The organism is Mesorhizobium sp. NPDC059025, assembly GCF_042739655.1.
In the GTDB taxonomy this organism is placed as follows: Bacteria; Pseudomonadota; Alphaproteobacteria; order Rhizobiales; family Rhizobiaceae; genus Mesorhizobium.
The window spans coordinates 568,118-591,378 of sequence record NZ_JBHYIM010000001.1 but is presented as its reverse complement, the minus strand read 5'-3'; the positions used below and the strand labels follow the sequence as shown (position 1 = coordinate 591,378).

The 23,261-nt window shown below is 61.0% G+C and carries 23 protein-coding genes and 1 pseudogene; 13 read left to right on the top strand and 11 right to left on the bottom strand.

Going from position 1 to position 23,261, the window contains the following annotated elements; genetic code table 11:
- Window positions 1–55: 55 nt before the first annotated feature.
- Window positions 56–3,535, bottom strand: a complete 3,480-nt coding sequence (gene dnaE / locus ACFWYE_RS02810; protein WP_379109444.1) for a DNA polymerase III subunit alpha — start codon at window positions 3,533–3,535, stop codon at window positions 56–58.
- 267 nt (window positions 3,536–3,802) lie between these two features.
- Here dnaE and ACFWYE_RS02805 point away from each other — a divergent pair, with 267 nt between their 5' ends.
- Both ACFWYE_RS02805 and ACFWYE_RS02800 read left to right on the top strand, forming a co-directional pair.
- Window positions 3,803–4,030, top strand: a complete 228-nt coding sequence (locus tag ACFWYE_RS02805) for a hypothetical protein (RefSeq protein WP_379070596.1) — start codon at window positions 3,803–3,805, stop codon at window positions 4,028–4,030.
- Window positions 4,031–4,034: 4 nt separating this feature from the next.
- Window positions 4,035–4,484, top strand: coding sequence for a hypothetical protein (locus ACFWYE_RS02800; protein WP_379109442.1), 450 nt, complete (start codon window positions 4,035–4,037; stop codon window positions 4,482–4,484).
- Between the two features lie 145 nt (window positions 4,485–4,629).
- On the opposite strand, the gene ACFWYE_RS02795 is transcribed toward ACFWYE_RS02800, so the two are convergent.
- Window positions 4,630–6,642, bottom strand: a complete 2,013-nt coding sequence (locus ACFWYE_RS02795) for an acetyl-CoA carboxylase biotin carboxylase subunit (protein WP_379109440.1) — start codon at window positions 6,640–6,642, stop codon at window positions 4,630–4,632.
- Between the two features lie 108 nt (window positions 6,643–6,750).
- Entirely contained in the window at window positions 6,751–7,095 is a 345-nt protein-coding gene (locus tag ACFWYE_RS02790) for a cupin domain-containing protein (RefSeq protein WP_379070591.1), read from the bottom strand.
- Window positions 7,096–7,191: 96 nt separating this feature from the next.
- Here ACFWYE_RS02790 and ACFWYE_RS02785 point away from each other — a divergent pair, with 96 nt between their 5' ends.
- The 5 genes from ACFWYE_RS02785 (at window position 7,192) to ACFWYE_RS02765 (ending at window position 10,621) form a co-directional block, all read left to right on the top strand.
- Complete coding sequence (locus ACFWYE_RS02785; protein WP_379073034.1) at window positions 7,192–7,665, top strand: GNAT family N-acetyltransferase; 474 nt, start codon at window positions 7,192–7,194, stop codon at window positions 7,663–7,665.
- The gene (locus ACFWYE_RS02780; RefSeq protein ID WP_379070588.1) at window positions 7,662–8,144 is read left to right on the top strand and encodes a YaiI/YqxD family protein; all 483 of its coding nucleotides are present in this window, start codon (window positions 7,662–7,664) and stop codon (window positions 8,142–8,144) included. Before ACFWYE_RS02785 ends, ACFWYE_RS02780 begins: the two co-directional genes overlap by 4 nt.
- Before the next feature lie 17 nt (window positions 8,145–8,161).
- Window positions 8,162–8,836 carry a DUF1345 domain-containing protein gene (locus tag ACFWYE_RS02775; RefSeq protein ID WP_379109438.1) on the top strand — a complete coding sequence of 225 codons (675 nt, stop codon included), beginning with the start codon at window positions 8,162–8,164 and terminating at the stop codon, window positions 8,834–8,836.
- A 109-nt stretch (window positions 8,837–8,945) separates the two neighbouring features.
- A complete protein-coding gene (locus ACFWYE_RS02770; RefSeq protein ID WP_379109756.1) occupies window positions 8,946–9,827 on the top strand; it encodes a cytochrome b/b6 domain-containing protein in 882 nt (293 codons plus the stop codon).
- A gap of 2 nt (window positions 9,828–9,829) precedes the next feature.
- A complete protein-coding gene (locus tag ACFWYE_RS02765; protein ID WP_379070583.1) occupies window positions 9,830–10,621 on the top strand; it encodes a molybdopterin-binding protein in 792 nt (263 codons plus the stop codon).
- A gap of 193 nt (window positions 10,622–10,814) precedes the next feature.
- Here the strand turns inward: ACFWYE_RS02765 and ACFWYE_RS02760 are convergent, their stop codons facing one another.
- From ACFWYE_RS02760 to ACFWYE_RS02735, 6 genes and pseudogenes are all read right to left on the bottom strand, one after another.
- Window positions 10,815–11,285, bottom strand: coding sequence for a DUF1203 domain-containing protein (locus tag ACFWYE_RS02760; protein WP_379109437.1), 471 nt, complete (start codon window positions 11,283–11,285; stop codon window positions 10,815–10,817).
- 78 nt (window positions 11,286–11,363) lie between these two features.
- A pseudogene (locus ACFWYE_RS02755) lies at window positions 11,364–11,920 on the bottom strand (OmpA family protein).
- 181 nt (window positions 11,921–12,101) lie between these two features.
- Window positions 12,102–12,662: a GNAT family N-acetyltransferase gene (locus ACFWYE_RS02750; protein ID WP_379109435.1), complete on the bottom strand. Its 561-nt coding sequence runs from the start codon at window positions 12,660–12,662 to the stop codon at window positions 12,102–12,104.
- Window positions 12,663–12,666: 4 nt separating this feature from the next.
- Window positions 12,667–13,521, bottom strand: a complete 855-nt coding sequence (gene sseA / locus ACFWYE_RS02745; protein ID WP_379109434.1) for a 3-mercaptopyruvate sulfurtransferase — start codon at window positions 13,519–13,521, stop codon at window positions 12,667–12,669.
- A 32-nt stretch (window positions 13,522–13,553) separates the two neighbouring features.
- Window positions 13,554–14,297, bottom strand: a complete 744-nt coding sequence (locus ACFWYE_RS02740) for an alanyl-tRNA editing protein (RefSeq protein ID WP_379109432.1) — start codon at window positions 14,295–14,297, stop codon at window positions 13,554–13,556.
- A complete protein-coding gene (locus tag ACFWYE_RS02735) occupies window positions 14,297–15,331 on the bottom strand; it encodes a cysteine synthase A (RefSeq protein WP_379109431.1) in 1,035 nt (344 codons plus the stop codon). The genes ACFWYE_RS02740 and ACFWYE_RS02735 overlap by 1 nt, the downstream gene beginning before the upstream one ends.
- Window positions 15,332–15,545: 214 nt before the next feature.
- On the opposite strand from ACFWYE_RS02735, the gene ACFWYE_RS02730 reads away from it, so the two are divergent.
- Together ACFWYE_RS02730 and ACFWYE_RS02725 are read left to right on the top strand one after the other, a co-directional pair.
- Window positions 15,546–16,370, top strand: a complete 825-nt coding sequence (locus tag ACFWYE_RS02730; RefSeq protein WP_379070567.1) for an SDR family NAD(P)-dependent oxidoreductase — start codon at window positions 15,546–15,548, stop codon at window positions 16,368–16,370.
- Between the two features lie 82 nt (window positions 16,371–16,452).
- Complete coding sequence (locus ACFWYE_RS02725) at window positions 16,453–17,487, top strand: alpha/beta hydrolase (RefSeq protein WP_379109430.1); 1,035 nt, start codon at window positions 16,453–16,455, stop codon at window positions 17,485–17,487.
- A gap of 12 nt (window positions 17,488–17,499) precedes the next feature.
- Here the strand turns inward: ACFWYE_RS02725 and ACFWYE_RS02720 are convergent, their stop codons facing one another.
- Window positions 17,500–17,841, bottom strand: coding sequence for a RidA family protein (locus ACFWYE_RS02720; protein ID WP_101936860.1), 342 nt, complete (start codon window positions 17,839–17,841; stop codon window positions 17,500–17,502).
- 222 nt (window positions 17,842–18,063) lie between these two features.
- On the opposite strand from ACFWYE_RS02720, the gene aztA reads away from it, so the two are divergent.
- From aztA to aztD, 4 genes are all read left to right on the top strand, one after another.
- Window positions 18,064–18,885: a zinc ABC transporter ATP-binding protein AztA gene (gene aztA / locus ACFWYE_RS02715; protein WP_379070559.1), complete on the top strand. Its 822-nt coding sequence runs from the start codon at window positions 18,064–18,066 to the stop codon at window positions 18,883–18,885.
- Window positions 18,882–19,757, top strand: a complete 876-nt coding sequence (aztB, locus tag ACFWYE_RS02710; RefSeq protein WP_379109428.1) for a zinc ABC transporter permease AztB — start codon at window positions 18,882–18,884, stop codon at window positions 19,755–19,757. Before aztA ends, aztB begins: the two co-directional genes overlap by 4 nt.
- 19 nt (window positions 19,758–19,776) lie before the next feature.
- On the top strand, window positions 19,777–20,718 hold the full coding sequence (gene aztC / locus ACFWYE_RS02705; protein WP_379109426.1) for a zinc ABC transporter substrate-binding protein AztC: 942 nt from the start codon (window positions 19,777–19,779) through the stop codon (window positions 20,716–20,718).
- 233 nt (window positions 20,719–20,951) lie between these two features.
- A complete protein-coding gene (aztD, locus tag ACFWYE_RS02700) occupies window positions 20,952–22,160 on the top strand; it encodes a zinc metallochaperone AztD (RefSeq protein WP_379109424.1) in 1,209 nt (402 codons plus the stop codon).
- Between the two features lie 115 nt (window positions 22,161–22,275).
- Here aztD and ACFWYE_RS02695 read toward each other — a convergent pair whose 3' ends face one another.
- On the bottom strand, window positions 22,276–23,172 hold the full coding sequence (locus ACFWYE_RS02695; protein ID WP_379109422.1) for a LysR family transcriptional regulator: 897 nt from the start codon (window positions 23,170–23,172) through the stop codon (window positions 22,276–22,278).
- Window positions 23,173–23,261: the final 89 nt, after the last annotated feature.

Sequence of the window (23,261 nt, the reverse complement as noted above, 5' to 3'; positions counted from 1 at the left end):
CGGGTAGCGTCAGCCACGCCGCCCGTCCAGCATTTTCCAAGCGGCTTGCAGGCACCTAGACCAGTTCGACTTCGATGACGCCGGGCACGGCCCGCATGGCAGAAGCGATCTGAGGCGAGATGCGGTAACGGGTGGGCAGTTCGATTTCGATTTCGCCTTGTCCGCCATCCTTGATCAGCACGAAGGAGACCTGCCCCTCACCCTTCACCGAAAGCTGACTAGCCAACGTATTGAGCGGGCTGGCATCGCGCAGGAAGATGCGTAGCGCCTTCTGGATGCGGCTCGCCTCGTCCTCCAGCGACTGCACCGTCTGAATGCGCAGATTCACACCTTCAGGCCTGTCTTCGGCCGCCACAGTGATGACGACGGATTTACCGGCCTCCAGCATATCCCGATATTGCGCGAGAGTTTCCGAAAACATCACGGCCTCGTACTGGCCGGTCATGTCGGAGAAATTGACGACGCCCATCTTGTTGCCGGTGCGCGTCTTGCGCTCCTGCTTGGCCGTCACCGTTCCTGCCAGCCGGCCCGCAGAGGCGCCACGCTTCACGGCGGCAGAGAACTCCGCCCAGTTCTGCACGCGCATCTTCTGGAGCGCGGCCTTGTATTCATCCAGCGGGTGCGCCGACAGGTAGAAGCCTACCACCTGGAATTCGCGATGCAGGCGATCAGCAGCCAGCCACGGTTCGGTCACCGGCAGGTTGAGCGCCTGGGACTGTGCGCCCAGCGAGGCACCGAAGATGTCGGCCTGACCTGAAGTGGCGTTCTGCTGCGCGAGCGCCGCCAGCCCCATCATTCGTTCAACGCCGGCGATCATCTGGGCACGATCATGTCCGAAACAGTCGAGCGCGCCGGCCATGATCAGGCTTTCGAAGACACGCTTGCCGACGATCTTGGGATCGATGCGTTCGCAGAAATCGGCGAGGTTCTTGAAAGGCCCGTCCCGGCGCTTTTCGACGATGTGCTCGACAGCGGCATCGCCGACGCCCTTCAGCGCCGCGAGTGAGTAGAAGATCCTGTTCTCGCCCACCTCGAAATCACGGAAGCTGCTCAACACCGAAGGCGCCACCACCTCGATGCCCAGCCGCATGGCATCCTGGCGGAAATCTGCCAGCTTGTCGGTATTCGACATGTCGAGTGTCATCGACGCTGCCAGGAATTCCACCGGATAATGCGCCTTGAGATACGCGGTCTGGTAGGAGACGATGGCGTAGGCAGCGGCGTGCGATTTGTTGAAGCCGTAGTCGGCGAACTTTGCCAGCAGGTCAAAAATGAAGTCGGCCTGCTGCTTGGCGACACCGCGCTCGACGGCACCTGCAACGAAGATATCGCGCTGCTTGTCCATTTCGGCGCGGATCTTCTTGCCCATGGCGCGGCGCAACAGATCGGCCTGGCCGAGCGTGTAGCCGGCAAGCTCCTGCGCGATCTGCATCACCTGTTCCTGGTAGACGATGACGCCTTGCGTCTCCTTGACCAGATGGTCGATCTTGGGATGGATCGACGCGATCTCCTCTTCGCCGTGCTTGCGTGCGTTGTAGGTCGGGATGTTCTCCATCGGACCGGGGCGATAGAGCGCCACCAGCGCGATGATGTCCTCGATGCGGTCGGGACGCATGCCGATCAGCGCCTTGCGCATGCCGGCACTTTCAACCTGGAACACGCCGACCACCTCGCCGCGCGAAAGCATGGCATAGGTCTGCTGGTCGTCGATCGGGATCGTGGCGAGATCGATGTCGATGCCACGGCGGCGGATCAGCTTCACCGCCTTTTCCAGCACCGTCAGCGTCTTCAGGCCAAGGAAGTCGAACTTCACCAGTCCGGCATCCTCAACCTTCTTCATGTTGAACTGCGTGACCGGCATGTCAGAGCGCGGATCGCGGTACATTGGAACCAGTTCCGACAACGGACGATCGCCGATGACGATGCCGGCGGCGTGCGTCGAGGCGTGGCGATAAAGCCCTTCGAGCTTCTGCGCCATCTCGAGCAGCGTGTTGACGATCGGCTCTTTTTCCGCCTCCTCGGCAAAGCGCGGTTCGTTGGCGATAGCGTCCGCCAGCTTCACAGGATTGGCCGGGTTCTGCGGCACCATCTTGCACAGCCGGTCGACCTGGCCATAGGGCATCTGCAGCACGCGACCGACGTCGCGCAGGACGGCGCGAGCCTGCAGCGTACCAAAGGTGATGATCTGTCCGACCTGGTCGCGGCCGTATTTGCCCTGCACGTAGCGGATCACCTCTTCGCGGCGATCCTGGCAGAAGTCGATGTCGAAGTCGGGCATCGAAACGCGATCGGGATTGAGGAAGCGCTCGAACAGCAGCGAGAATTGCAACGGATCGACGTCGGTGATGAGGAGTGCATAGGCGACCAGCGAGCCGGCGCCCGAACCGCGACCCGGTCCGACGGGAATGTCATGCTGTTTCGCCCATTTGATGAAGTCCGACACGATCAGGAAATAGCCGGGAAACTTCATGCGCTGGATGATGCCGATCTCGAACTCCAGCCGTTCGCGATACTGCTCCTCCGTAAAGCCTCCAAACAGACCGCGCTCGGCGAAACGCCTGGCGAGGCCATCACGAGCCTGCCTTGCCAGTTCCTCTGCCTCGGCCATTTCGGCGGCTTCGGCGTCGGCTACGTCCGCGCCGGCGAAGCGCGGCAGGATGGGTTTGCGGTTCTTCGGATAATAGGAGCAGCGTTGCGCAATCTCGATCGTGTTGTCGATTGCTTCCGGCAGGTCCGCGAACAACCGCGCCATCTCCGCCTGGCTCTTCAGATAATTGTCCGGCGTAAGCCGGCGGCGCTCGTCGGCCGCGATCACCGAACCTTCGGCGATGGCGATCAAGGCATCGTGCGCTTCGAAATCGTCACGCGAAGAGAAAAACGCTTCATTCGTCGCCACCAGCGGCAACTCGTGGCGGTAAGCCAGCTCCACAGCGGCGTGTTCGATGCCGCGATCATAGCCAGCCACGCGTTCCAGCTCGACATAGAGCCGATCGCCGAACAGCGCCTTGAGGGTCAGCAGGCGCGCCTCGGCCAGGTCCTTGCGGTCGTCGCGCAAGGCTGCGCCTATCGGGCCGCGCGGCCCACCGGTCAAACAGATGACACCCTCAGCGACTTCCGCCACCATATCGGTGGTGACATGCACCGGCTCGCCTGATGGCGTTTCCAGATAAGCCCGGCTGATCAGCCGGACCAGATTGGCGTAGCCGACTTCATTTGCCGCGATGAACACCACAGGGCGCAGGTCGGGTCCCTGTTTGCGACGGTCGCGTTGTCCGTCGTTGCTCTCGCCGGAAAATGCCAGGTCGATCTGGCTGCCCATGATCGGCTGGATGCCATCCTTCACCGCCTTCTGGGCGAATTCCAAAGCCCCGAACAGATTGTTGGTGTCGGTGACCGCGATGGCCGGAGCCTGATCCTTGATGGCGTGCCCAACGATCGGTCCGAGCTGCAGGGCGCCTTCCAGCAACGAATAGGCCGAATGAACCCGCAGATGGATGAATGGACGCGCGGGAATCTCTTCCCTCTTGGGGACCATTGCCTCGCGTTTGAGAGGATCGCGTATTCTGACGTCGTTTGTCACTGCTCAACTCGATCTGGCCGACGAATCTAAGGCTGCTTCCCGCCAATCTAGTCAGCCCATCGAGGCCCCGCCACATCCATACTCCCGATCATCACCTCGACCACAGAAAAGACTGGGGTATGCTGGCGCCCATACCAGTCCTATGTGAAGTGCTTCACAGCATTCCAGAGGCGATCTCGCCACGATCGCTCCGTGAGAATACCTCACGGAGGAGAGATCACCATGAGCAACCGTTTTGTCGTCGACCTGTCGGGCGTCAAGCTTGCCAAGGGCATGGATGAAAAGATCGCCCGCAACATCCAGCAGGCGGTCCTTGCCGGTCTTGCCGAGACGCAAACACAGCCTGAACTCGCGCTGCGTTTCCCGAAGGAATGGCTGGGGCTGATCCTGCATCTGGACCAGCGCCAGATCCCGGCCCTGGAAAAGGAAATCAGCGGGCGCATCCGCTGAAGCCATGCCGATGCCGGCTAGAACCAAGCATCAAATCGCCGACCACCGGATTTCTGCAATTGCGCAGAAGTCCTGCCCCAGCGCACCAGCCGAACCTGGAGCGCTGCTTATCGGTGTCGTCGGCTCGAACGGCGTCGTTCAGCCGATTCCCACCCGCTTGGAAATCGACGCGGATTTCATAAGCCGAGCCAGCAAGGCGGGTCCACCCGAGGCGAGGTTTCGATTTGCCGGTCACTGTGTGGAAGGACAATGCCGCCAATGGACCGGCAATTCCTGCGGCGTCATCGAGAAAGTCCTGGTTGGCATGACCGACCAGGCCATCGATCCTGCGGCCGGTCTGCCGCGTTGCGCCATTCGCGGCAGCTGCCGCTGGTATGCGCAGCGTGGCGGCGATGCCTGCCGGGCCTGTGTTTACGTCGTGACTGACCAGCGAGCGGACCAGTTGGCTGTCTGACGCGACCCAGCGGGCTTCCCAAGCGCCCGCTGGGTCAATCCTGCCTGAAGCGTTTCCGATTTCCCGGAAGCCCGGCAGCTCCCAGATTCCTTGGTATTGCGCGATTGCGCGCGCCCAATCGCTGGGCACTTTTGCCGGAATTGCTTTATGCGAATTCCATGATGACCGCATCGACAGCGAGGCTGTCGCCTGGCTTGGCATTCAACTTGGCAATGGTCAGGTCGCGCTCCGCGCGCAACACGTTTTCCATCTTCATGGCCTCCACCACCGCCAGCGTCTCGCCGGCCTTCACTTCTTGCCCTTCGGCAACGGAAATGGAAACGACAAGCCCAGGCATTGGGCACAACAGCAGCTTCGACGTATCTGGCGGCAGCTTCACCGGCATCAACCGCTCCAGTGCCGCGGTCTGTGGCAACATGGCCTGCGCCGCCACTGACATGCCTTTCCAGGCGATGCGGCTGCCGTTCGGCAATGGCCGCAGCTGTGCAGCAACGCTCTGCTTGCCCACCGTACCGCGCCAAACCGGTTCACCTGGCCGCCAGTCCGATGTCACGGTAAGCGCCTTGCCGCCTTCAATCGACAGGTCGAGTTCCATCGGAATGGAAATCATGCCTTCAAGCACGGTGGCCGACAGGTAGTCCTGCCCGAGTTTCACCACCCAGTCGCGCTTGAGCGCACCGGAGTGCGGTGCCAGCCGACCGCCGAGGCGATCGAGCCGGTCCCGGCGCAGCAATTCGACCGCCGTCGCGATCGCAGCCAGCACCGCCTTGTCTTCGGCGCTGGGCGCAATCGATTCGAAGCCATCTGGATATTCTTCGGCAATGAACCCCGTGGACAACCGCCCTTCTCGCCAGCGTGGGTGCTGCATCAATGCCGAAAGGAACGGAAGATTGTGCTCGATGCCATCGACCACGAACTCATCCAGGGCTTCCGACATGGCATCGATCGCCTCGATGCGTGTCGGTGCCCAGGTGCAGAGCTTGGCGATCATCGGATCGTAGAACATCGAGATTTCGGAGCCTTCGGTGACACCGGTGTCGTTGCGCACGACGATGTCGCTGAAACTGCCTTCCTCCGGAGGCTGGTAGCGTGTCAGCCGGCCGATCGACGGCAGGAAGTTGCGGTAGGGATCCTCGGCATAGAGCCGGCTTTCAACCGCCCACCCGTTCAGCTTTATATCCCTCTGGCCGAAGGCCAGTTTTTCTCCGGCCGCTACGCGGATCATCTGCTCGACCAGATCAATGCCGGTGATCAACTCGGTCACCGGATGCTCAACCTGCAATCGTGTATTCATTTCAAGGAAATAGAAGTTTTTGTCCTTGTCTACGATGAACTCGACCGTACCGGCGCTCTGATAGTCGACCGCCTTGGCCAGCGCCACTGCCTGCTCGCCCATGGCCTTTCTGGTTTTCTCGTCAAGGAAAGGCGATGGCGCCTCCTCGACGACCTTCTGATTGCGGCGCTGGATCGAGCACTCGCGCTCGCCGAGATAGACGGCATTGCCGTGTCCGTCTGCAAGGACCTGAATCTCGATATGGCGTGGGTCGACGACGAATTTCTCGATGAAGACGCGGTCGTCACCGAAGGAACTCCTGGCTTCCGAGCGTGCGCGGTCATAGCCGTCACGGACCTCTTCCTGGGTCCAGGCAATGCGCATGCCCTTGCCGCCGCCGCCGGCGGAGGCCTTGATCATCACCGGATAACCGATTTCGCCGGCGATGCGTTCGGCGTGGTCCGCGTTTTCGATGACGCCCAGGAACCCGGGCACCGTCGAGACCTTGGCGGCATTGGCGAACTTCTTCGATTCGATCTTGTCGCCCATAGCATTGATTGCCTTGGGTTTTGGGCCGATGAAGATGATGCCCTGCGCTTCCAGAGCTTCGCAGAAAGACGCACGCTCGGACAGGAAGCCGTAACCGGGGTGCACGGCTTCGGCGCCGGTTGCCCTGCACGCTTCGATGATCCTGTCGGCGATCAGATAGCTCTGCGCGGCAGGCGCCGGTCCGATATGCACCGCCTCGTCCGCCATCTCGACATGGACGGCATCACGATCGGCATCCGAATAGACCGCCACGGTGGCGATACCCATCCTGCGCGCCGTCTTGATGACACGACAGGCGATCTCGCCGCGGTTGGCGATCAGAATCTTCTTGAACATGGATGCCGCGTCCTCCGCTAAGTCCTTACCTTTTATGGAGTCCCGCGCGCCTGCTCAAGCCGCAGTCATTTTTGCTAAGCCGCTGTTCGAAAGTTGAAGAGCGAATGTCTACTCCAGCCATTCCGTGGCAAAGGCGCCAGCGACATGCACATCGGTGCTTTCGAGCCGCCCGGGCCCGAGGTTGGAGAATTTGTGCGGAACATTGGCGGGAGCAACCAGGATCTGCCCGGCCTTTGCCTCGATCGTCTCGTCGCCAATGGTGAAAAGCGCCCGGCCTTCCCTGACGATGAAGACCTCCGGATAAGGATGCCTGTGCAATTTCGGCCCGCCACCGATCTGGTCGGAACTGTAGAAGATCACCGAGACCTCGGCACCGAAGGCTCCACCTTCAAACTCCCCATGCCACACATCCGGTTTCTCGGCCCATTGCTCGCGCTCGATCACATGTGCCATGGTCGCTCCATCCTCGTTTACCGACGCTGACCTTAGACAAAGATGCGCCGCGCCGGAACATCACCCCTGTTTTGGGGCACCTCACAGGAATCGGAAATGGCCGAAGCTGACTACAGCGTTGACGTGCGCACGCTCGATGAATTTTCGCCGAGAGAACTCTACGCGATGCTCAAGATGCGAACCGACGTCTTCGTGGTCGAACAGAAATGCCCCTACCCCGAACTCGACGGCGCTGATCCCGACACCTTGCATCTGCGCCTGTTGTCTGGCGGCGCATTGCTGGCCAGCGCCCGCATCGGCAAACCGTTGGAGACCGGGGACCCGGCCGTCATAGGTCGGGTCGTGGTTTCGCCGGACCATCGAGGCAGACGCCTGGGCGATGCGGTGATGAGAGAAGCCGTCGCGGCGTGCGAGCAGCTCTTTTCCAATCACCCTATCGCGCTGTCGGCCCAGAGCCATCTGCAACGCTTCTATGAAACGTTCGGCTTCGTCGCGGTTTCAGAAGAATATCTGGAGGACGATATTCCGCATATCGATATGGAACGCCGATTGACAGCGGCAGCCGGATGACATCAACCACGTCGATGACCGTTTCAATCTATGTCGACGCCGACGCCTGTCCGGTAAAGGAAGAGGTGGTCAAGGTTGCCGAAAGGCACGGTGTCGCCGTCACATTTGTCTCGAATGGCGGTTTGCGCCCGTCCCGAGACCCGATGATCCGCAACGTGGTCGTCAGCAAAGGGGCGGATGCCGCGGACGACTGGATTGTCGAAAACGCCGCGGCGAACGACGTCGTCATTACAGCCGACATCCCGCTTGCCGCCCGGGCCGTTGCCCTCAACGCCCATGTGCTCGGGCCCACCGGACGTCCCTTCACGCCGGAAACCATCGGCATGGCCGTTGCCATGCGCGATTTGAAGCAGCATCTGCGCGAGACCGGTGAAAGCAAGGGCTACAATGCGGGCTTCAGCCCACAGGATCGCTCGCGGTTCCTGGGTGAGCTTGACCGAATCCTGCGACGCGCGCTCAAATCAGCGGCACCAAGCTGAAGACAGCAGGCCCGCTCATGGAACGATTGATTGGCAAGTCGACAAACCGCCTGATGCCTTTTGCAGCGGCGGCCTGCGTGGGGTTGATCGCACTGGCGATAGCGCTGCAATTCCAGCTCGCCATCGCATATTCCATCGGCGCGGACGCGTTCTTCCTCGTTTATGTCGGGTTGATGCTGGCGCGCATGCCATACCTGACCGCCGAGCACCTGCGCCGTAAGGCACAGGCCGATGATCTTCCGATCTTCGTTATCTTTGCCGTCACTGTTGCGGTCATCGCCGTTGTCGTCGGCTCGCTCTTTCTGATCATCAACGACAATCACAAGCACTCTTCGACGGAGTTGCTGACGTCGCTGATATCGCTGCCGCTCGGCTGGCTGACCATCCATACCATGGCGGCGTTCCACTATGCCCACGTCTATTGGCGAGACGACGACGAGGTGCGCGACGCCAAGGGCAAAGCGATGCGCCAGCCTGTTGGCGGTCTCCAGTTTCCGGGTGAGAAGCCGCCCCAGGGTTGGGATTTCTTCTACTTCGCCATCGTCATCGGCATGACGGCTCAAACCGCCGATACAAATGTCACCACGACCCGCATGCGCAAGCTGGTGATCCTGCATTCGCTGATCACCTTCCTGTTCAACACGGTCATCGTGGCGGCAGCGGTCAATGTCGCTGTTACCCTCGGCAACTGAAGCGATCCGCGCACAAAATCGTGATGGCGTGAAACAAGACGAGGTCGGGACTCGTACTACCATGCGAAAACCACTCGCGAGCCGTATCATGCGGCAGAAGGGGCCAGGCATGGATGCGATCGCCAGCATCGACGAAAGCGCAGAAGCCTTGGCAGGCCGGTCAAAAAAGGGGCCTCTGGTCTACCGGCAGAACCGCTGGACGCGGCTTACCCATTGGCTCTGGGCCTTTGCCTTGTTCTTCCTGCTGCTCAGCGGCCTTCAGATCTTCAACGCCCGACCGCAGCTCTACATCGGCAAGGAATCGGGCTTCGGCTACAACAATACGATCCTGAAAATCGGCGCGGAGAATACGAACGCAGGTCCGCGCGGCTTTACGGAGATCCTTGGCTACCGTTTCGATACCACTGGCGTTCTCGGCTGGTCGGGGCCACCCGGCAATGAAACCGCTCGCGCCTTCCCATCCTGGGCAACCGTCCCCTCGTATTACGATCTCGGCACCGCGCGCGTCATCCACTTCTTTTTTGCCTGGACGTTGAGTGCAACACTGCTCGTCTGGCTGCTCGCAGGGCTGTTCAACGGCCACATTCGGCGCGACCTTGCTCCGCGTCCGGCCGACATCCGCAATCTGCCGCGCGACATCGCCGACCATGTCCGGCTGCGTTTCCACCATACCGGCCGCTACAACACGCTGCAGAAACTTGCCTATGGCGGCGTTCTGTTCGTTCTTCTGCCGTTGATGATCCTGACCGGGCTTGCCATGTCGCCAAGCATGAATGCGGTCCTTCCCTTCCTGAACGAGGTGTTCGGCGGGCGGCAGACCGCACGCACCATCCACTTCACGGTCATGGTGCTGCTCGTCCTGTTCTTCCTCGTTCACATGCTGATGATCCTGGCCGCTGGGCCGATCAATGAGTTGAGATCGATCATCACCGGCTGGTATCGGACCGATCCACCCAATGGCGGGACAAACATGACCGGACGGAGTGACTAGAAATGGCCAGGTTCCAGATCAGCCGCCGCAAATTCCTGACCGCCGCCGGCCTCGGCGCGTCCGGCATCGTTCTGTCCGGCTGCGATGCCTTCGACGGTCAACTTGGCATGGGTGACGGCCTGCGCAATTTCCTCGAGGGGGCAAACGGCGTGACCTATCGGGCGCAACGCCTGCTGGCAGGGCGCGAGCGCCTTGCACCGGAGTTCACCGAAGCGGATATCCGCCAGCCAATGCGGCCGAATGGCATTACCGCCCCCGACGACGATAGCTATAAAGGCCTGCTCGCGAACAATTTTGCCGACTGGCGCCTTGAGGTCACCGGACTTGTCGAGAAGCCGCTGTCGCTGACGCGCGAACAACTGATCGCGATGCCGAGCCGCACCCAGATCACCCGACACGACTGTGTCGAGGGTTGGAGTTGCATTGCAAAGTGGACAGGAACTCCGCTCTCGCTGGTCCTGGACCAGGCTGTGGTGAAACCGCAGGCGCGTTACGTGATGTTCCACTGCCTCGATACGATCGACCGCAATCTCTCCGGTGACATCAAATATTATGGTTCGATCGACCTGATCGACGCGCGCCATCCGCAGACCATTCTGGCCTACGGGCTCAACGGCAAGCCGTTGCCGGTGGAGAACGGCGCGCCGCTGCGCGTAAGGGTCGAACGGCAGCTCGGCTACAAGATGCCGAAATACATCCGGCGCATCGAACTGGTTGATTCCTTCGGCAATTTCGGCGGTGGCCGCGGCGGCTATTGGGAAGACAATGGCTACGACTGGTACGGCGGCATCTGATAAGCCGACGTCATCGCGCAAAAACAAAAAAGCGGGGTAGAACCCCGCTTCCTCGTCCGTCGAAAATCACCGCCGGTCCATCCGCGGTCGGTGAAATCGTTCGACACCCGTCTTATAGGCACTCAATACAACAGCCACGTGACAGGCTGGCGCGATCTTCGACCGATTTTGGTTAAGCAACCGTTACCTCGGCTCAACCGCGCTCGATCCGGCACTGATAGCAATTGTTGCGGGCCGAGCGCATATGCAGGTAGGCGACATCCTCGCGCTCCAGCAGCGTTCTCGCACGCTCTGTGATGTCCGGTGTCGGCACCACGGCGCCGGTTCCATAGACGATACGGTTGTCGGCGCTGTATCCACGCACGATGTAGTCCTTGGTATCCAGGAACAGCTCCGGAATCGCCGCCGTTTCCTCGGCACGCTCACATGCCTCGGCGTGCAGGAAGATCGGTCCAGTCTCGGCATAGGGCTGCAGCTCCGGGAAGGGCCGGTAAGCCAGGATCAGGTAGGCGTCGCCAGCTGTGACATTCCTGAGGCAATGCCGGCATGGCACGCCGTCACCGTCGGAGATCCTGCGTTCGGGTGCGTGGCCATAGGCATCAGCTCCGCCTGCTTGCAGCGTACGCACGGATTCGGTCGGCAAAGCCTTGAACAGGAAGGACATGGTTAGGTTCTCCGGTTTTCCTGAACCGGAACCTATGTCTTCGGGCCAGTATTCTCCCACCCGAATCCTGCATTGGCCTCAGCGGATGAAATCGTCGAAGCGGCGCAGGGTGACGCGGCGATTGCGCCAGTTCTCGTTCTCGGTCGGCACCAGCAGGAATTCCTCGCCATAGCCAACCGTCTCCAGTGCATAGCCCGGCACGCCGAATTCACGCACCAGCGTGCGCTTCAGCGAAGACGCACGCTGTTCCGACAACGCCTGGTTGGAAGCGAACGAACCGACGGCATCGGTGTGACCTTCGATCAATACGCGTGCATCAGGATCACGGCGCAGGGTGCGGCGCAGGCCGTCGGCGATGATCTCGACCTTGCGATATTGCGATGGGTCGATCGAAGCCGAACCGAAGGCGAAGTTGATGGACTGGATATCGATCGACGTGCCATCCGGCGCAGGTCGGGGCGCCGTTTGAATTCGCGAATGGTGACGCGCTCGTTGGGACGCAGCTTCATGCGCGGTGCCGCTTCCAGTTTCCGTTCGATCTGCGCGGCAGATGGTGTCTGCGCCTGCGCAAATGCAAGGCTCGGCAGCGCAATCGAAGCAATCAGCGCAGCGGCGACGGTACGGCGAGAAATCATACTGGGCTCCTGAGATTGGCCGGATCGATGTTGCCAGCACCATGGCAGAGCCAAGCTGAAGCGCGAATGAACGCGCCGTTCAGCAGCCTCCCGAGCAATTCCAGGAAAAATGTCAGCTGTTTTCCGTCCGGAACCGCGTAAAAACAAAAAGCTGGAGCGTTTCCGTGAACAACGGAACGCTCTAGCGCATGACGCTGGCCGACCGCTCGACAAAAGACATCGGCCGCACGACTTCCTTCTTCTGCGCCACCGGTTTGAAGCCGAGCTTCTGGTAGAGCGGCAGCGCCGCCGGATGATCCAGCGTACAGGTTTGCACGGTAATCCGCTTTGGCCCGTGCGACCAGCAAGCCTCGATGGCTGCGCCCAGGAACCAGCGGCCAATGCCCTGCCCCGTCGCATGCTCCATCATGCCGAAATAAGCCAGTTCAGCCTCTCCAGGCAGATGCGGCTTGACGTCGAAGAAACCCGCAGGCGCGCCGTCGAGATAGAGCACACGGATATCGCGGTCCTCGCGATGCAGGCCGGCTGCCAGTTCATCGTCATCAAGCTTGAGCACATTGACCCATTGCCATTTGCGCCCGACACGATCCTGCAGATAACGGTAGAAATGCAGCGGGATCATCCGCGTCTTCAAAAGCGCGATCTGCCGGTTGTATGGCACCGGCGGATAGTAGGCTGGCGGCACCTCCATCTCGAGGAAGGTCACCGTCACGTCGATCTGCTCCTGGTCGTCGGCGCTCATTCGCTCAGCGACCCTTGCCTGCTTCCACCGGCGTGTCCGGCAGCCCGCCCCATTCGGTCCAGGAACCGTCATAGAGCCGGTTGTCGGTATGACCGAGCGTTTCCAGCGCCAGCGTGATGACGGCGGCCGTCACACCCGAGCCGCATGACGTGACGACGGGTTTTGACAGATCGATCCCGGCCTGCTCGACAATCTCACGCAGTTTCGACTTCGGCAGCAGCACACCGTTTTCAGACAGCGCGCTGTAGGGCAGATTATGTGCGCCAGGCATATGACCGGGGCGTACACCCGCGCGCGGTTCCGGCTCGGCGCCGGCAAAGCGCCCCGGCGAACGGGCGTCCGCGATCTGACCTTCTCTGCTGGCGACAACACGGCGCATATCCTCGAGTGAGGCTACCCTGGAAGCATCGAAATCGGCATGGAAGATGCCTGGCGCGATCTTGGTGGGCTCGGCTGTCACCGGACGTCCGTCTGCTTTCCAGCGATCGAAGCCGCCATCCAGAATGTAGGTCTGGAACACACCCATGACGCGGAACATCCACCATGCACGCGGCGCCGAAAAAAAGCCCGGCCCGTCATAGACGACAATCGTGTCATCTGCCGAAATGCCCATCGTTCCGACATACTGGGCGAAGTCACGTGGCGACGCCAGCGTGTGCGGCAGTGGCGAGTCCCGGTCGGAAACGGCATCCTGATCGAGGAACACAGCTCCTGGAACGTGCGCGGCATCGTATTCGCCGCGCGCATCCCGCTTCTGTGCTGGCAGATACCAGGAGGCGTCGACGATCGACAGGCCGGGCTGACCCAGCCGCTGTTCAAGCCAGTCCGCGTCGACGGTAAAGGGGCTATCCTCGGCCATGCTATACTCCCAAATATCTGATGCCGGGCCGATCAGGCGACCGGCAAAGGCCCGAACCGGATTCGGAAGCGCCGATTCTCGCGGCCCTTCTTTTCGATCTTGCCTATATGAATCTCGCCGACTTCGCCTGTGCGGGCAACATGCGTACCGCCGCAAGGCTGGCTGTCCACCGAAGCGTTTTCGCCAATCAGCACGAGGCGGATACGACCTGTACCGCTGGGCGGGCGGACATTCTTGGACTTCACAAGGCCCGGATTGGCGGCCAGCTGTTCATCAGTGATCCATTCGATGGAAACGGGATGGTCAGCCCTCACCAGTTCCATCAGCTTTGCCGTCACCTCTTCCTTGGCATAGCCGGTGTCGGGAATATCCAGATCGACGCGGGAATCGTTTTCGGCAACGGCCGCCCCGGTGATGGGAAATGGGCACACCACACTGAGCAGGTGGCAGGCGGCGTGCATGCGCATCAGCAGATAGCGGCGATCCCAGTCGATGGCGGCCTTCAGCCTCTCACCGACAGCCGGAACCGGCTGGTCAGGCGCCGGGACATGGATGATCTCGTCCTTGGTCTCGCCAGTCACCGTGGCTGCGATCACAATCCGGCTGCCATCCGTGCGCTCGAGACGACCGGTGTCGCCCGGCTGGCCGCCGGAGGTTGCATAGAAGACGGTGCGGTCGAGAATGATGCCGCCACGATCGTTGATAGCCAGCACGGTCGCTTCCAATTCCTTCAGATAGGAATCGTCGCGGAAAACCGCCTCGGTCTTGAAGGCCATTACGCCACCTGTTCGAAAGGCACAGAAATGGTACTCACCGCCTCCATCCACTCCGGTGTCGGCAGGCTCTTGCTGCGCAGGAATTCCGGATTGAACAGTTTCGACTGGTAGCGCGTGCCGTAGTCGCACAGGATGGTCACGATGGTGTGACCCGGTCCCAGCTCGCGGGCCAGGCGGATGGCGCCGGCTATGTTGATGCCTGTCGAACCACCGACGCAGAGCCCTTCCTCCTGGATAAGGTCGAAAACGATCGGCAGTGCTTCCTCGTCCGGGATCTGGAAGGAGAAGTCCGGAGTGAATCCCTCGAGGTTGGCGGTGATGCGCCCCTGCCCGATACCCTCGGTGATCGAGCTGCCTTCGGCCTTCAGCTCACCGTTGGTGTAGAAGGAGAAAAGTGATGCGCCCAGAGGATCGGCCAACGCGATCTTGACGTCGTTGCTCTTGCCCTTGAGACCCGCCGCCACACCGGCCAGCGTACCGCCTGAACCGACTGCGGAAACAAACCCGTGCACCTTGCCACCGGTCTGCGCCCATATTTCTTGCGCAGTGGTCTGAACATGACCGTCGCGATTGGCGACATTGTCGAACTGGTTGGCCCAGATCGCGCCGTTCGGCTCGCTTTTCGCCATTTGCTCTGCAAGGCGGCCCGACAGTTTCACGTAGTTGTTGGGGTTCTTGTAAGCGACCGCGGGAACCTCGATCAGTTCAGCGCCGAGCAGCCGGATGGTATCCTTCTTCTCCTGGCTTTGCGTATCGGGGATGACGATGACCGTGCGATAGCCCAGCGCCTTGGCGACCAGTGTCAGCCCGATACCGGTATTGCCGGCAGTTCCCTCGACGATGACGCCGCCCGGTTTCAAGAGGCCGCGCCGTTCGGCGTCACGGATGATGAAGAGGCCGGCGCGATCCTTGACCGACTGGCCGGGGTTCATGAACTCTGCCTTGCCCAAAATCTCGCAGCCGGTCTCTTCCGAGGCGCGGTTGAGGCGGATCAGCGGCGTGTTGCCGATAGCGTCGATCACCGAACGGTGCATGAGGAATCCTTCTCGTGTCAGCGAAGAACCCTAGAAACGCTGGGCTGCCGTTTCAAGGCTCGAATTGGCCTGGACCAGTTGCATCCGCTGCTGCAACTTCGCCTGACAATGAAAAACATCAGTCAAAACTAAAATAGTGGGCATCCAAGAACATGCTTTCCTTTCGACTTACGCACGGCTAGATGACCCATTGAAAGAGCTTTCGGGACACTGAATGACACTCTATCGGGCCAGCCCGAAAGACGGCGTTGCCTGGATCACCGGGGGCAGTTCCGGCATCGGCAGGGAACTCGCGAAGGAATTGGCAGCGAAAGGCTTCGTCGTAGCGGTCACCGCACGCGAAGAAGACCATATCGGCATGCTGATTGCAGAAACCGCTTCCCTGCCTGGCCGGATCGTTGCCTTCCCATGCGACGTCACGGATGAACAGGGCATGGCCAACGCCGTCGTCGCCATAGAGACCGATCTCGGCCCCATCGCGCTCGCCGTCTTCAATGCGGGGAGCTACACGCAAGTCGCCGGCGACAATCTGTCGGTGCGCAAGTTCCGCCGCACTTTCGATGTCAACGTGATGGGTATCGTGCACGGGCTGGTGCCGACGGTGAAATTCATGCGCAAGCGGGGCTGCGGCCATATCGTCATGGTTGGATCGATCAGCGCCTATTTCGGCTGGCCGACCACCGCCGCCTACGGCGCCACCAAGGCAGCCATCAATATCATGGCGCAGTCGCTGAAATTCGATCTCGACAAGCTGAACATCCGGGTCCAGGTGATGAACCCTGGTTTCATCGACACGCCGATGACGCAGAAGAATGGTGTTCGTCTGCCAGCGCTCATCTCCTCGGCCTGCGCGGCCGACAGGATGATGCGCGGCATCGAAACAGGCGGTTTCGAGATCACCTTCCCGCGTCGTTTCACGCTATGGCTCAAGGTACTCGGCATGTTGCCGCACCCGCTCCGCCACTGGTTCCTCAACCGGATGACAGGATGGGGCGACAGGCCGTTGAGCTTCGGCCGCAAGCCGCGCCAACCCATCTAGGGACTTGTCCTGGCATCTGGCCCACCCGGTTGCCTGTTGCCAGCCATCACAATAGTTTGCGCCGGTTAGTCTGGAGTTTGTCATGGGGCGCCGTATCACGGTGATGTTCCTGGGTCTGGTCATCCTGATCGTCCTGGCGGCTTTCTTGGGGCCGCGCGTATCGGTCGACACCAAGATCCGTTTCGATCCGGCGAAGATCGGTGACGATCCACAGGCCTACATCATTCGCGAGGAAGCCAAGCTGCCCGACATCCGGGACGGCCTGGAAAAGGAGATCATCTGGGCCAACCCGATGATTCATGCCAGGACGCCGCTGGCGGTCGTCTACATCCACGGTTTCTCCGCCTCCAAGGAAGAAACCCGTCCGCTGGCCGACAAGGTGGCGGAGGAACTCGATGCCAATCTGTTCTATACGCGCCTGACAGGCCACGGTCAGAGTGACGCGGCAATGGCCGAGGGCAACGTCAACGCCTGGATCAACGACTATGAGGAAGCGCTCGCCATCGGCCGGGCAATCGGCGACAAGGTAATCGTCATCGCCACGTCGACGGGCGCTTCGCTTGCAACCTGGGCGGCAAGCCAGCCGGATGCCTCCAGGGACGTTATCGGCATGGCGCTGCTTTCACCGAACTATGGCGTGCAGGCTTCTGGCTCCGAGATGCTGTTGTGGCCATGGGGCAAGCAGCTAGCAGAGCTGATCATCGGCAAGGAGCGCTCGTTTGTGCCGCGCAATGCGCTGCAGGAAAAATACTGGACCTGGCGCTATCCCACCACGGCACTGCTGCCGATGGCTGCTCTGACCCAGCTTGCTTATGGAGCGCCGGTCGGAGACGCCAAGGTGCCCGCGCTTTTCATCTTCTCGAACGACGACAAGGTGGTTCGACCCGAACGAACGCGTGAAATCGCTTCGCGCTGGGGCACGCTGCATGAAGAGGTGCCTATCGACAACAGCGGCGATCCCGACAACCACGTCATCGCCGGCAATGTCCTGTCGCCGGGAACCACCGATTTCATCGCCCAGCGGATTGTCGTCTGGGTGAAGGCATTGATGGACGATGTTCCGCCTGCCATGCATCCGGGTGGAGCGTCGACACCGGCCGACGCTCCAAAGCAGTAAGACGCCGACGCCTCAGATGGCGGCGGTGATGATGATCTCGACCAGATATTGCGGGCCGGCCAGCTTGGCCTCGCCGGTGGCGCGGGCCGGCGTGTTGCCCTGCGGAACCCAGGCGTCCCATTCCTTGTTCATCTCGGCGAAGGTGCTCATGTCGGAGAGCCAGATGATCGCCTGCAGGATCTTGGTCTTGTCGGTACCGGCCTTGGCCAGCAGCGCATCGACGGTCGCCAGGATATCCTTGGTCTGCTCGCCGACGGTCTTGCCTTCGCCGACCTGACCGGCCAGATAGGCGGTGTTGCCGTGGATGACCACCTGGCTCATGCGGGGGCCGACATCGATGCGACGAACGCTCATGGATAAGTCCTTTCCTGATTGGAAAGGCTTCTTTAGAGAGCGCCTCGCCCCCCGACAAGGTCACGCCCGCCGAATACCGTCGCAGGCGCAATCAGTCGTGGCCGCTGTCATAGCGCGGCGGCGTTTTCTTGCCTTTCACGAACGCCACAGCTTTTTTCTCGGCTCATGTTGACACATGTAATAACATAACATACGACCTCTTTCGTAAGAGTACGGACCACCATGAGCCAAGCTGCCCTCACCTTTCGCGACCTCACCCTGGGCTATGGCAGCCATCCGGCCGTTCATCACCTGAACGGAACAGTCCGGAAGGGTTCGCTGACCGCGGTCGTCGGTGCCAACGGCTCAGGCAAATCCACGCTCATGAAAGGCATCGTCGGGGCATTGCGGCCGATGGCCGGCGCCGTCGTCAAGATGCCGGGCACCCGCATCGCCTATCTGCCGCAGCAGTCGGAACTCGACCGCAGTTTCCCCGCACGCGTCGTCGATCTGGTCTCCCTTGGGCTTTGGCCGCGCCGCGGATTGCTCGGCCGGCACACCGCCGAAGATCGCGCGTCCGTGAGCAAGGCATTGATGGCAGTCGGCCTCGAGGGCTTTGAACCTCGCGCACTGGACACGCTTTCCGGTGGCCAGTTGCAGCGCGCGCTGTTCGCCCGTGTCCTGGTACAGGATGCCGACCTGATCCTGCTCGATGAACCATTCAACGCCATCGACGCCAAGACGGTTGGCGACCTGATCGCCTTGATCAAGCGCTGGCACGGTGAAGACCGCACGGTGATGGTGGTAGCGCACGACCTCGAACTGGTGCGGCAGAATTTCCCGGAGACGCTGCTGCTTGCGCGCCGCACGGTGGCCTGGGGGGCGACCTCGGCGACGTTGAGCGCGGAAAACATGTTGCGCGCCCGCAGGTTCCACGAAGCTTGGGAAGACGATGCGCCCTGGTGCGAACCGGATGGTCACGACCACGGCGCAGATGAGCATGATCACCCACATCATGACCACGACCATCACGCCCACTCCGCCAAGCGGAGGGTGGCATCGTGAGTTCGCTCTACACCTTCTTCATCGCTCCCTTTGCCGATTTCGCTTTCATGCAGCGGGCTTTGGCGGGCTCGCTGATGCTGTCGCTCGGCGCCTGCCCGGTCGGCGTTTTCCTGATGCTGCGGCGCATGAGCCTTTCCGGCGACGCCATGGCACACGCCATCCTGCCGGGTGCCGCCGCAGGTTTCCTGTTCTACGGGCTTGAGATCCTGCCCATGACAGTCGGCGGACTGATCGCCGGTGTCATTGTCGCGCTCGGGGCCGGTGCGGTTTCGCGCTTCTCCATTCAGCGCGAGGACGCGTCGATGGCGGCGTTCTACCTGATCTCGCTGGCGATCGGCGTGCTGATGGTTTCGATCCGTGGCTCCAGCATCGACCTGATGCATGTGCTGTTCGGCACGGTACTGGCACTCAACAATGAGGCGCTCGTTTTGATCGGCGGCATTGCCGTGGTGACACTGGCCGCGCTTTTCCTGTTCTGGCGGGCGCTCGTCGCCGAATGTCTCGATCCGCTGTTCCTGCGCTCGGTGAGCAGGCTTGGCAGTCCCGTGCATTTCATCTTCCTTGGCTTGGTCGTGCTCAATCTCGTCGGTGGTTTCCAGGCGCTTGGCACCCTTCTCTCAGTCGGCCTGATGATCCTTCCGGCCGCCGCCGCCCGCTTCTGGAGCCAACGCGTCGGACCAATGTGCGTGCTTGCCGTCGCAATCGGCTTCGCCGCCTGCACCTCCGGGTTGCTCCTGTCCTATCATGCAGCGCTGCCGTCCGGGCCGGCGATCATCCTCTCGGCGGGTGCTGCCTACATTGCTTCCCTGCTGGCGGGACCGCGCGGCGTGCTGCGCTCGCGCCTCGTCCACCACCGCCACAGAACCGCCTGACCGTTCAAAGGAGTTGGCTATGCTGAAATCAATCCGTCGCGCCCTGATATTGAGCGTTATAACATTAACAACCCTGACCGCGGGACATGCCTTTGCCGAGCCTTTGAAAGTCGTGGCGAGCTTTTCGATCATCGGTGATTTCGCTAAGAATGTCGGTGGCGATCGGATTGATGTGACGACGTTGGTCGGGCCAGACGGCGACGCCCATGTCTACGAGCCGAGCCCTGCCGACGCCGTTTCCATGGCGTCCGCCAAACTGGTCCTCGTCAACGGCCTGCATTTCGAAGGCTTCCTGCAGCGCCTTGTCGAGGCAAGCGCCAGCAAGGCAGCGATCGTCGAGTTGACCAAAGGCATCACACCAATCGACTTCAAGCCGGAGTTTGCCGAGGCCGAAGCAGCCGAAGGTGGGCATGAGGGCCACAATCACGGCTCGACCGACCCGCATGCATTCCAGTCGGTCGTGAACGCCAAGGTCTATGTCAAGAACATAGCCGATGCCTTCTGCAATGCCGACAGCGCCGGTTGCGATGCCTACAAGGCAAACGCTGCCGCCTATACCGAAAAACTCGACGCACTGGACAAGGAGGTGCGTGAGGCGATTGCGGCCATCCCCCAGGAAAAACGCGTCGTCATCACCTCGCACGACGCATTCGGCTATTTCGAGCACGAATACGGCCTGACCTTCCTGGCACCACAGGGACTTTCGACCGAATCCGAGCCGTCGGCCGCCGACGTCGCCAAGCTGGTCGAACAGGTGAAACAGGACAAGGCGGCGGCGATCTTTGTCGAAAACATCACCAATCCGCGACTGATCGAACAGATTTCGGTCGAGACGGACGTCAAGGTGGGCGGCACGCTCTATTCGGACGCCCTGTCTAAGGCGGATGGTCCCGCCTCCACCTACATCGACCTGATGCGCAACAACATCAAGCAGATCAAGGGCGCTATCCTCGGCAGTTGATGCATGGATCCGAACGGAACGTTGGCGATGCAACAATCGCCAAGGTTCCGTTCGAGATTCTGTCTAAAGAAACAATGGATGGAGCGCAGCGCGATATCCCCTCACCGCATTCCGCTCTGAAACAGCTGCCTTTTCGCCGATCTATCGACCGGCTCGACTTCCCGGCGGAAGGCACTCCCTTCCGCTCATTTTTGGCTCAAATATGTTATTAAATAACATTACAGGAGATTTCCATGAAACGCCTTTTGGCTGCAGCCTCGATCGCCGCGCTTGCTGCGAGTATGGCCACGACCTCATCCTCCGCCGAGGAAAAGACCGCATGGCGCCTGTTTGTCTCGGATCATGCAGAACCGGTCATCAACGTCGTCGATGCCCTCACCGGCAATAAGATCGATGCGTTGCCGCTGAAAGGACCGGCCTCGCTGTATCGCAGCGCCAGCGGCCGCACTGTCTTTGCGGTTCAGGGCAAGGCCGACGCAGTTTCCGCCGTCTCCACCGGCATCACCTTCGAGGACCATGGCGACCATGGTGATATCGAAGTCACCGCTCCCAAACTGACGGGAACCGAGATCACCGGCACGAAGCCGTCGCATTTCGTCGAGCACGACGGCGAGTTCGCTCTCTTCTTCGACGGAGAGGGTATCGCAAGGATAGTTGATGAAAAAACCGTCCTGGACGGCGGGCCAAGTACCCGCGAAGTGAAGAGCGAGGCACCGCATCACGGCGTTGCAGCTGTCTATGGTGACTATGTGCTGTTGTCGGAACCCAACAAGGAAAAACCCGACGAACTGCCGGTCGGCATCCGTGTCGTAGACCGCGCCGGCAAGCAGGTCGGCGACATCCATGCCTGCCCGGATCTGCACGGCGAGGCCACATCGGGCAAACTGCTGGCCTTTGCCTGCGCCACCGGTCTCCTGCTGGTTCGCGATGGCGATCAGGGCCCGTCTGTCGAGCACATCCCCTACCCGGCCAACCTGCCGAATGGAAAAGCGACGACGCTGCTCGGCGGCAAGGGCCTGCAGTATTTCCTCGGCAACTACGGCTCCGACCGGCTGCTGCTGATAGATCCATCAACGAAGGAATTGTTCCGGTCGGTCGACCTGCCGACACGCCGCGTACATTTTGCGGTAGACCCCATACGTCCACGTTTCGCTTATGCCTTCACCGAGGACGGGCAACTCCATCAAGTCGACATCGTCGCGGGCAAGATCACACAGTCCGTGAAGCTCACCGAGCCTTACTCGATGGACGGCCACTGGAGCGATCCGCGCCCACGAATCGCCGTTGCAGATGATCGCATCGTCGTCACCGATCCGCTGAAGGGTCAACTTCATCTCGTCGATGCAACGAGCTTTGCAAAGACTGGTGACATCCCGCTTGCCGGCAAGCCTTTCAACATCGTCGCTGTCGGTGGTTCCGGCGAAACACACGTTACCGAATAGCCTCCTCCCAAGGCTAGAGCGTTTCCGTTTTTCACGGAAACGCGGAAACGCTCCAATTCCTTGTTCTTACGCAATTCCGGACGGAAAACCGCTGCACGCTTTTCCTGGAATTGCTCTAGACACCACGCCGCTGCCGCCTGACAAAATCGACAAAGGCGCGCAGCGGCGCGGGCACATGCCTGCGGCCGGCATAGTAGAGAAACGGGCCGGGAAACGCGGGCAGCCAGTCGTCGAGCACGCTGACGAGCCGACCAGCCTCGATGTCCGCCCGAACATAGTCCTCGAATGTCGCCCAGAAGCCGACACCATCAAGGCAGGCGCGCAGTTGCGAGGTGATGTTGCTGGACAACAGCCTTGCCTCCGGCTCGATCTTTTCAAGTACGCCGTCACGCTCGAATTCCCATGGCAGCTTCATTCCGCTCGAAAACTGCGTGCGAATGCAGGGACGTCCAAGCAGGTCGCGCGGCTGCAGGATCGGCGGGCCTGCCGCGATGACGGAAGGCGTCGCAACCACGACATAGCGTTGGGATGAACCGAGCGGGACGGCGACCATGTCCTGTGCCAGGCTTTCACCCCAGCGCACGCCTGCATCGAACCCGGCTGACACGATGTCGATGAAGGCCGTTTCAGCAACAATCTCCATCCGTATGCGGGGAAATGCACCGAGGAATGGGCCGAGAAGCGGCGCCAGGACAAGATCGATCGCCGGCTGTGGAGCGTTGATGCGCAACGTTCCGCCTGGGCTATCACTGTCCGACTGCAGATGATCGACCACCGACGTGATGTCGGCGAGCGCCGGCGCCAGCCGTTCAAGCAGCCGCCTGCCGGCTTCGGTCGGCGCGACACTACGCGTGGTGCGATTGAGCAACCGCAGATCGAGTGCCGCCTCGAGATCGCGCACCTGCTGGCTGAGCGTCGAGGCCGACACCCCACGTTCTACCGCGGCCGCCCGGAAATTACGGCGGCGGGCGACGGCGGCAAAAGCGGCAAGCAGGTTGAGGTCGATCGGCATTGTACGAAAATCCGCACAGTCCATTTTGAAAAGGCTATCTTATCGTACAGTTCAGCATGCGCCATCTTTGCGGGCAAGCCTCGATCATC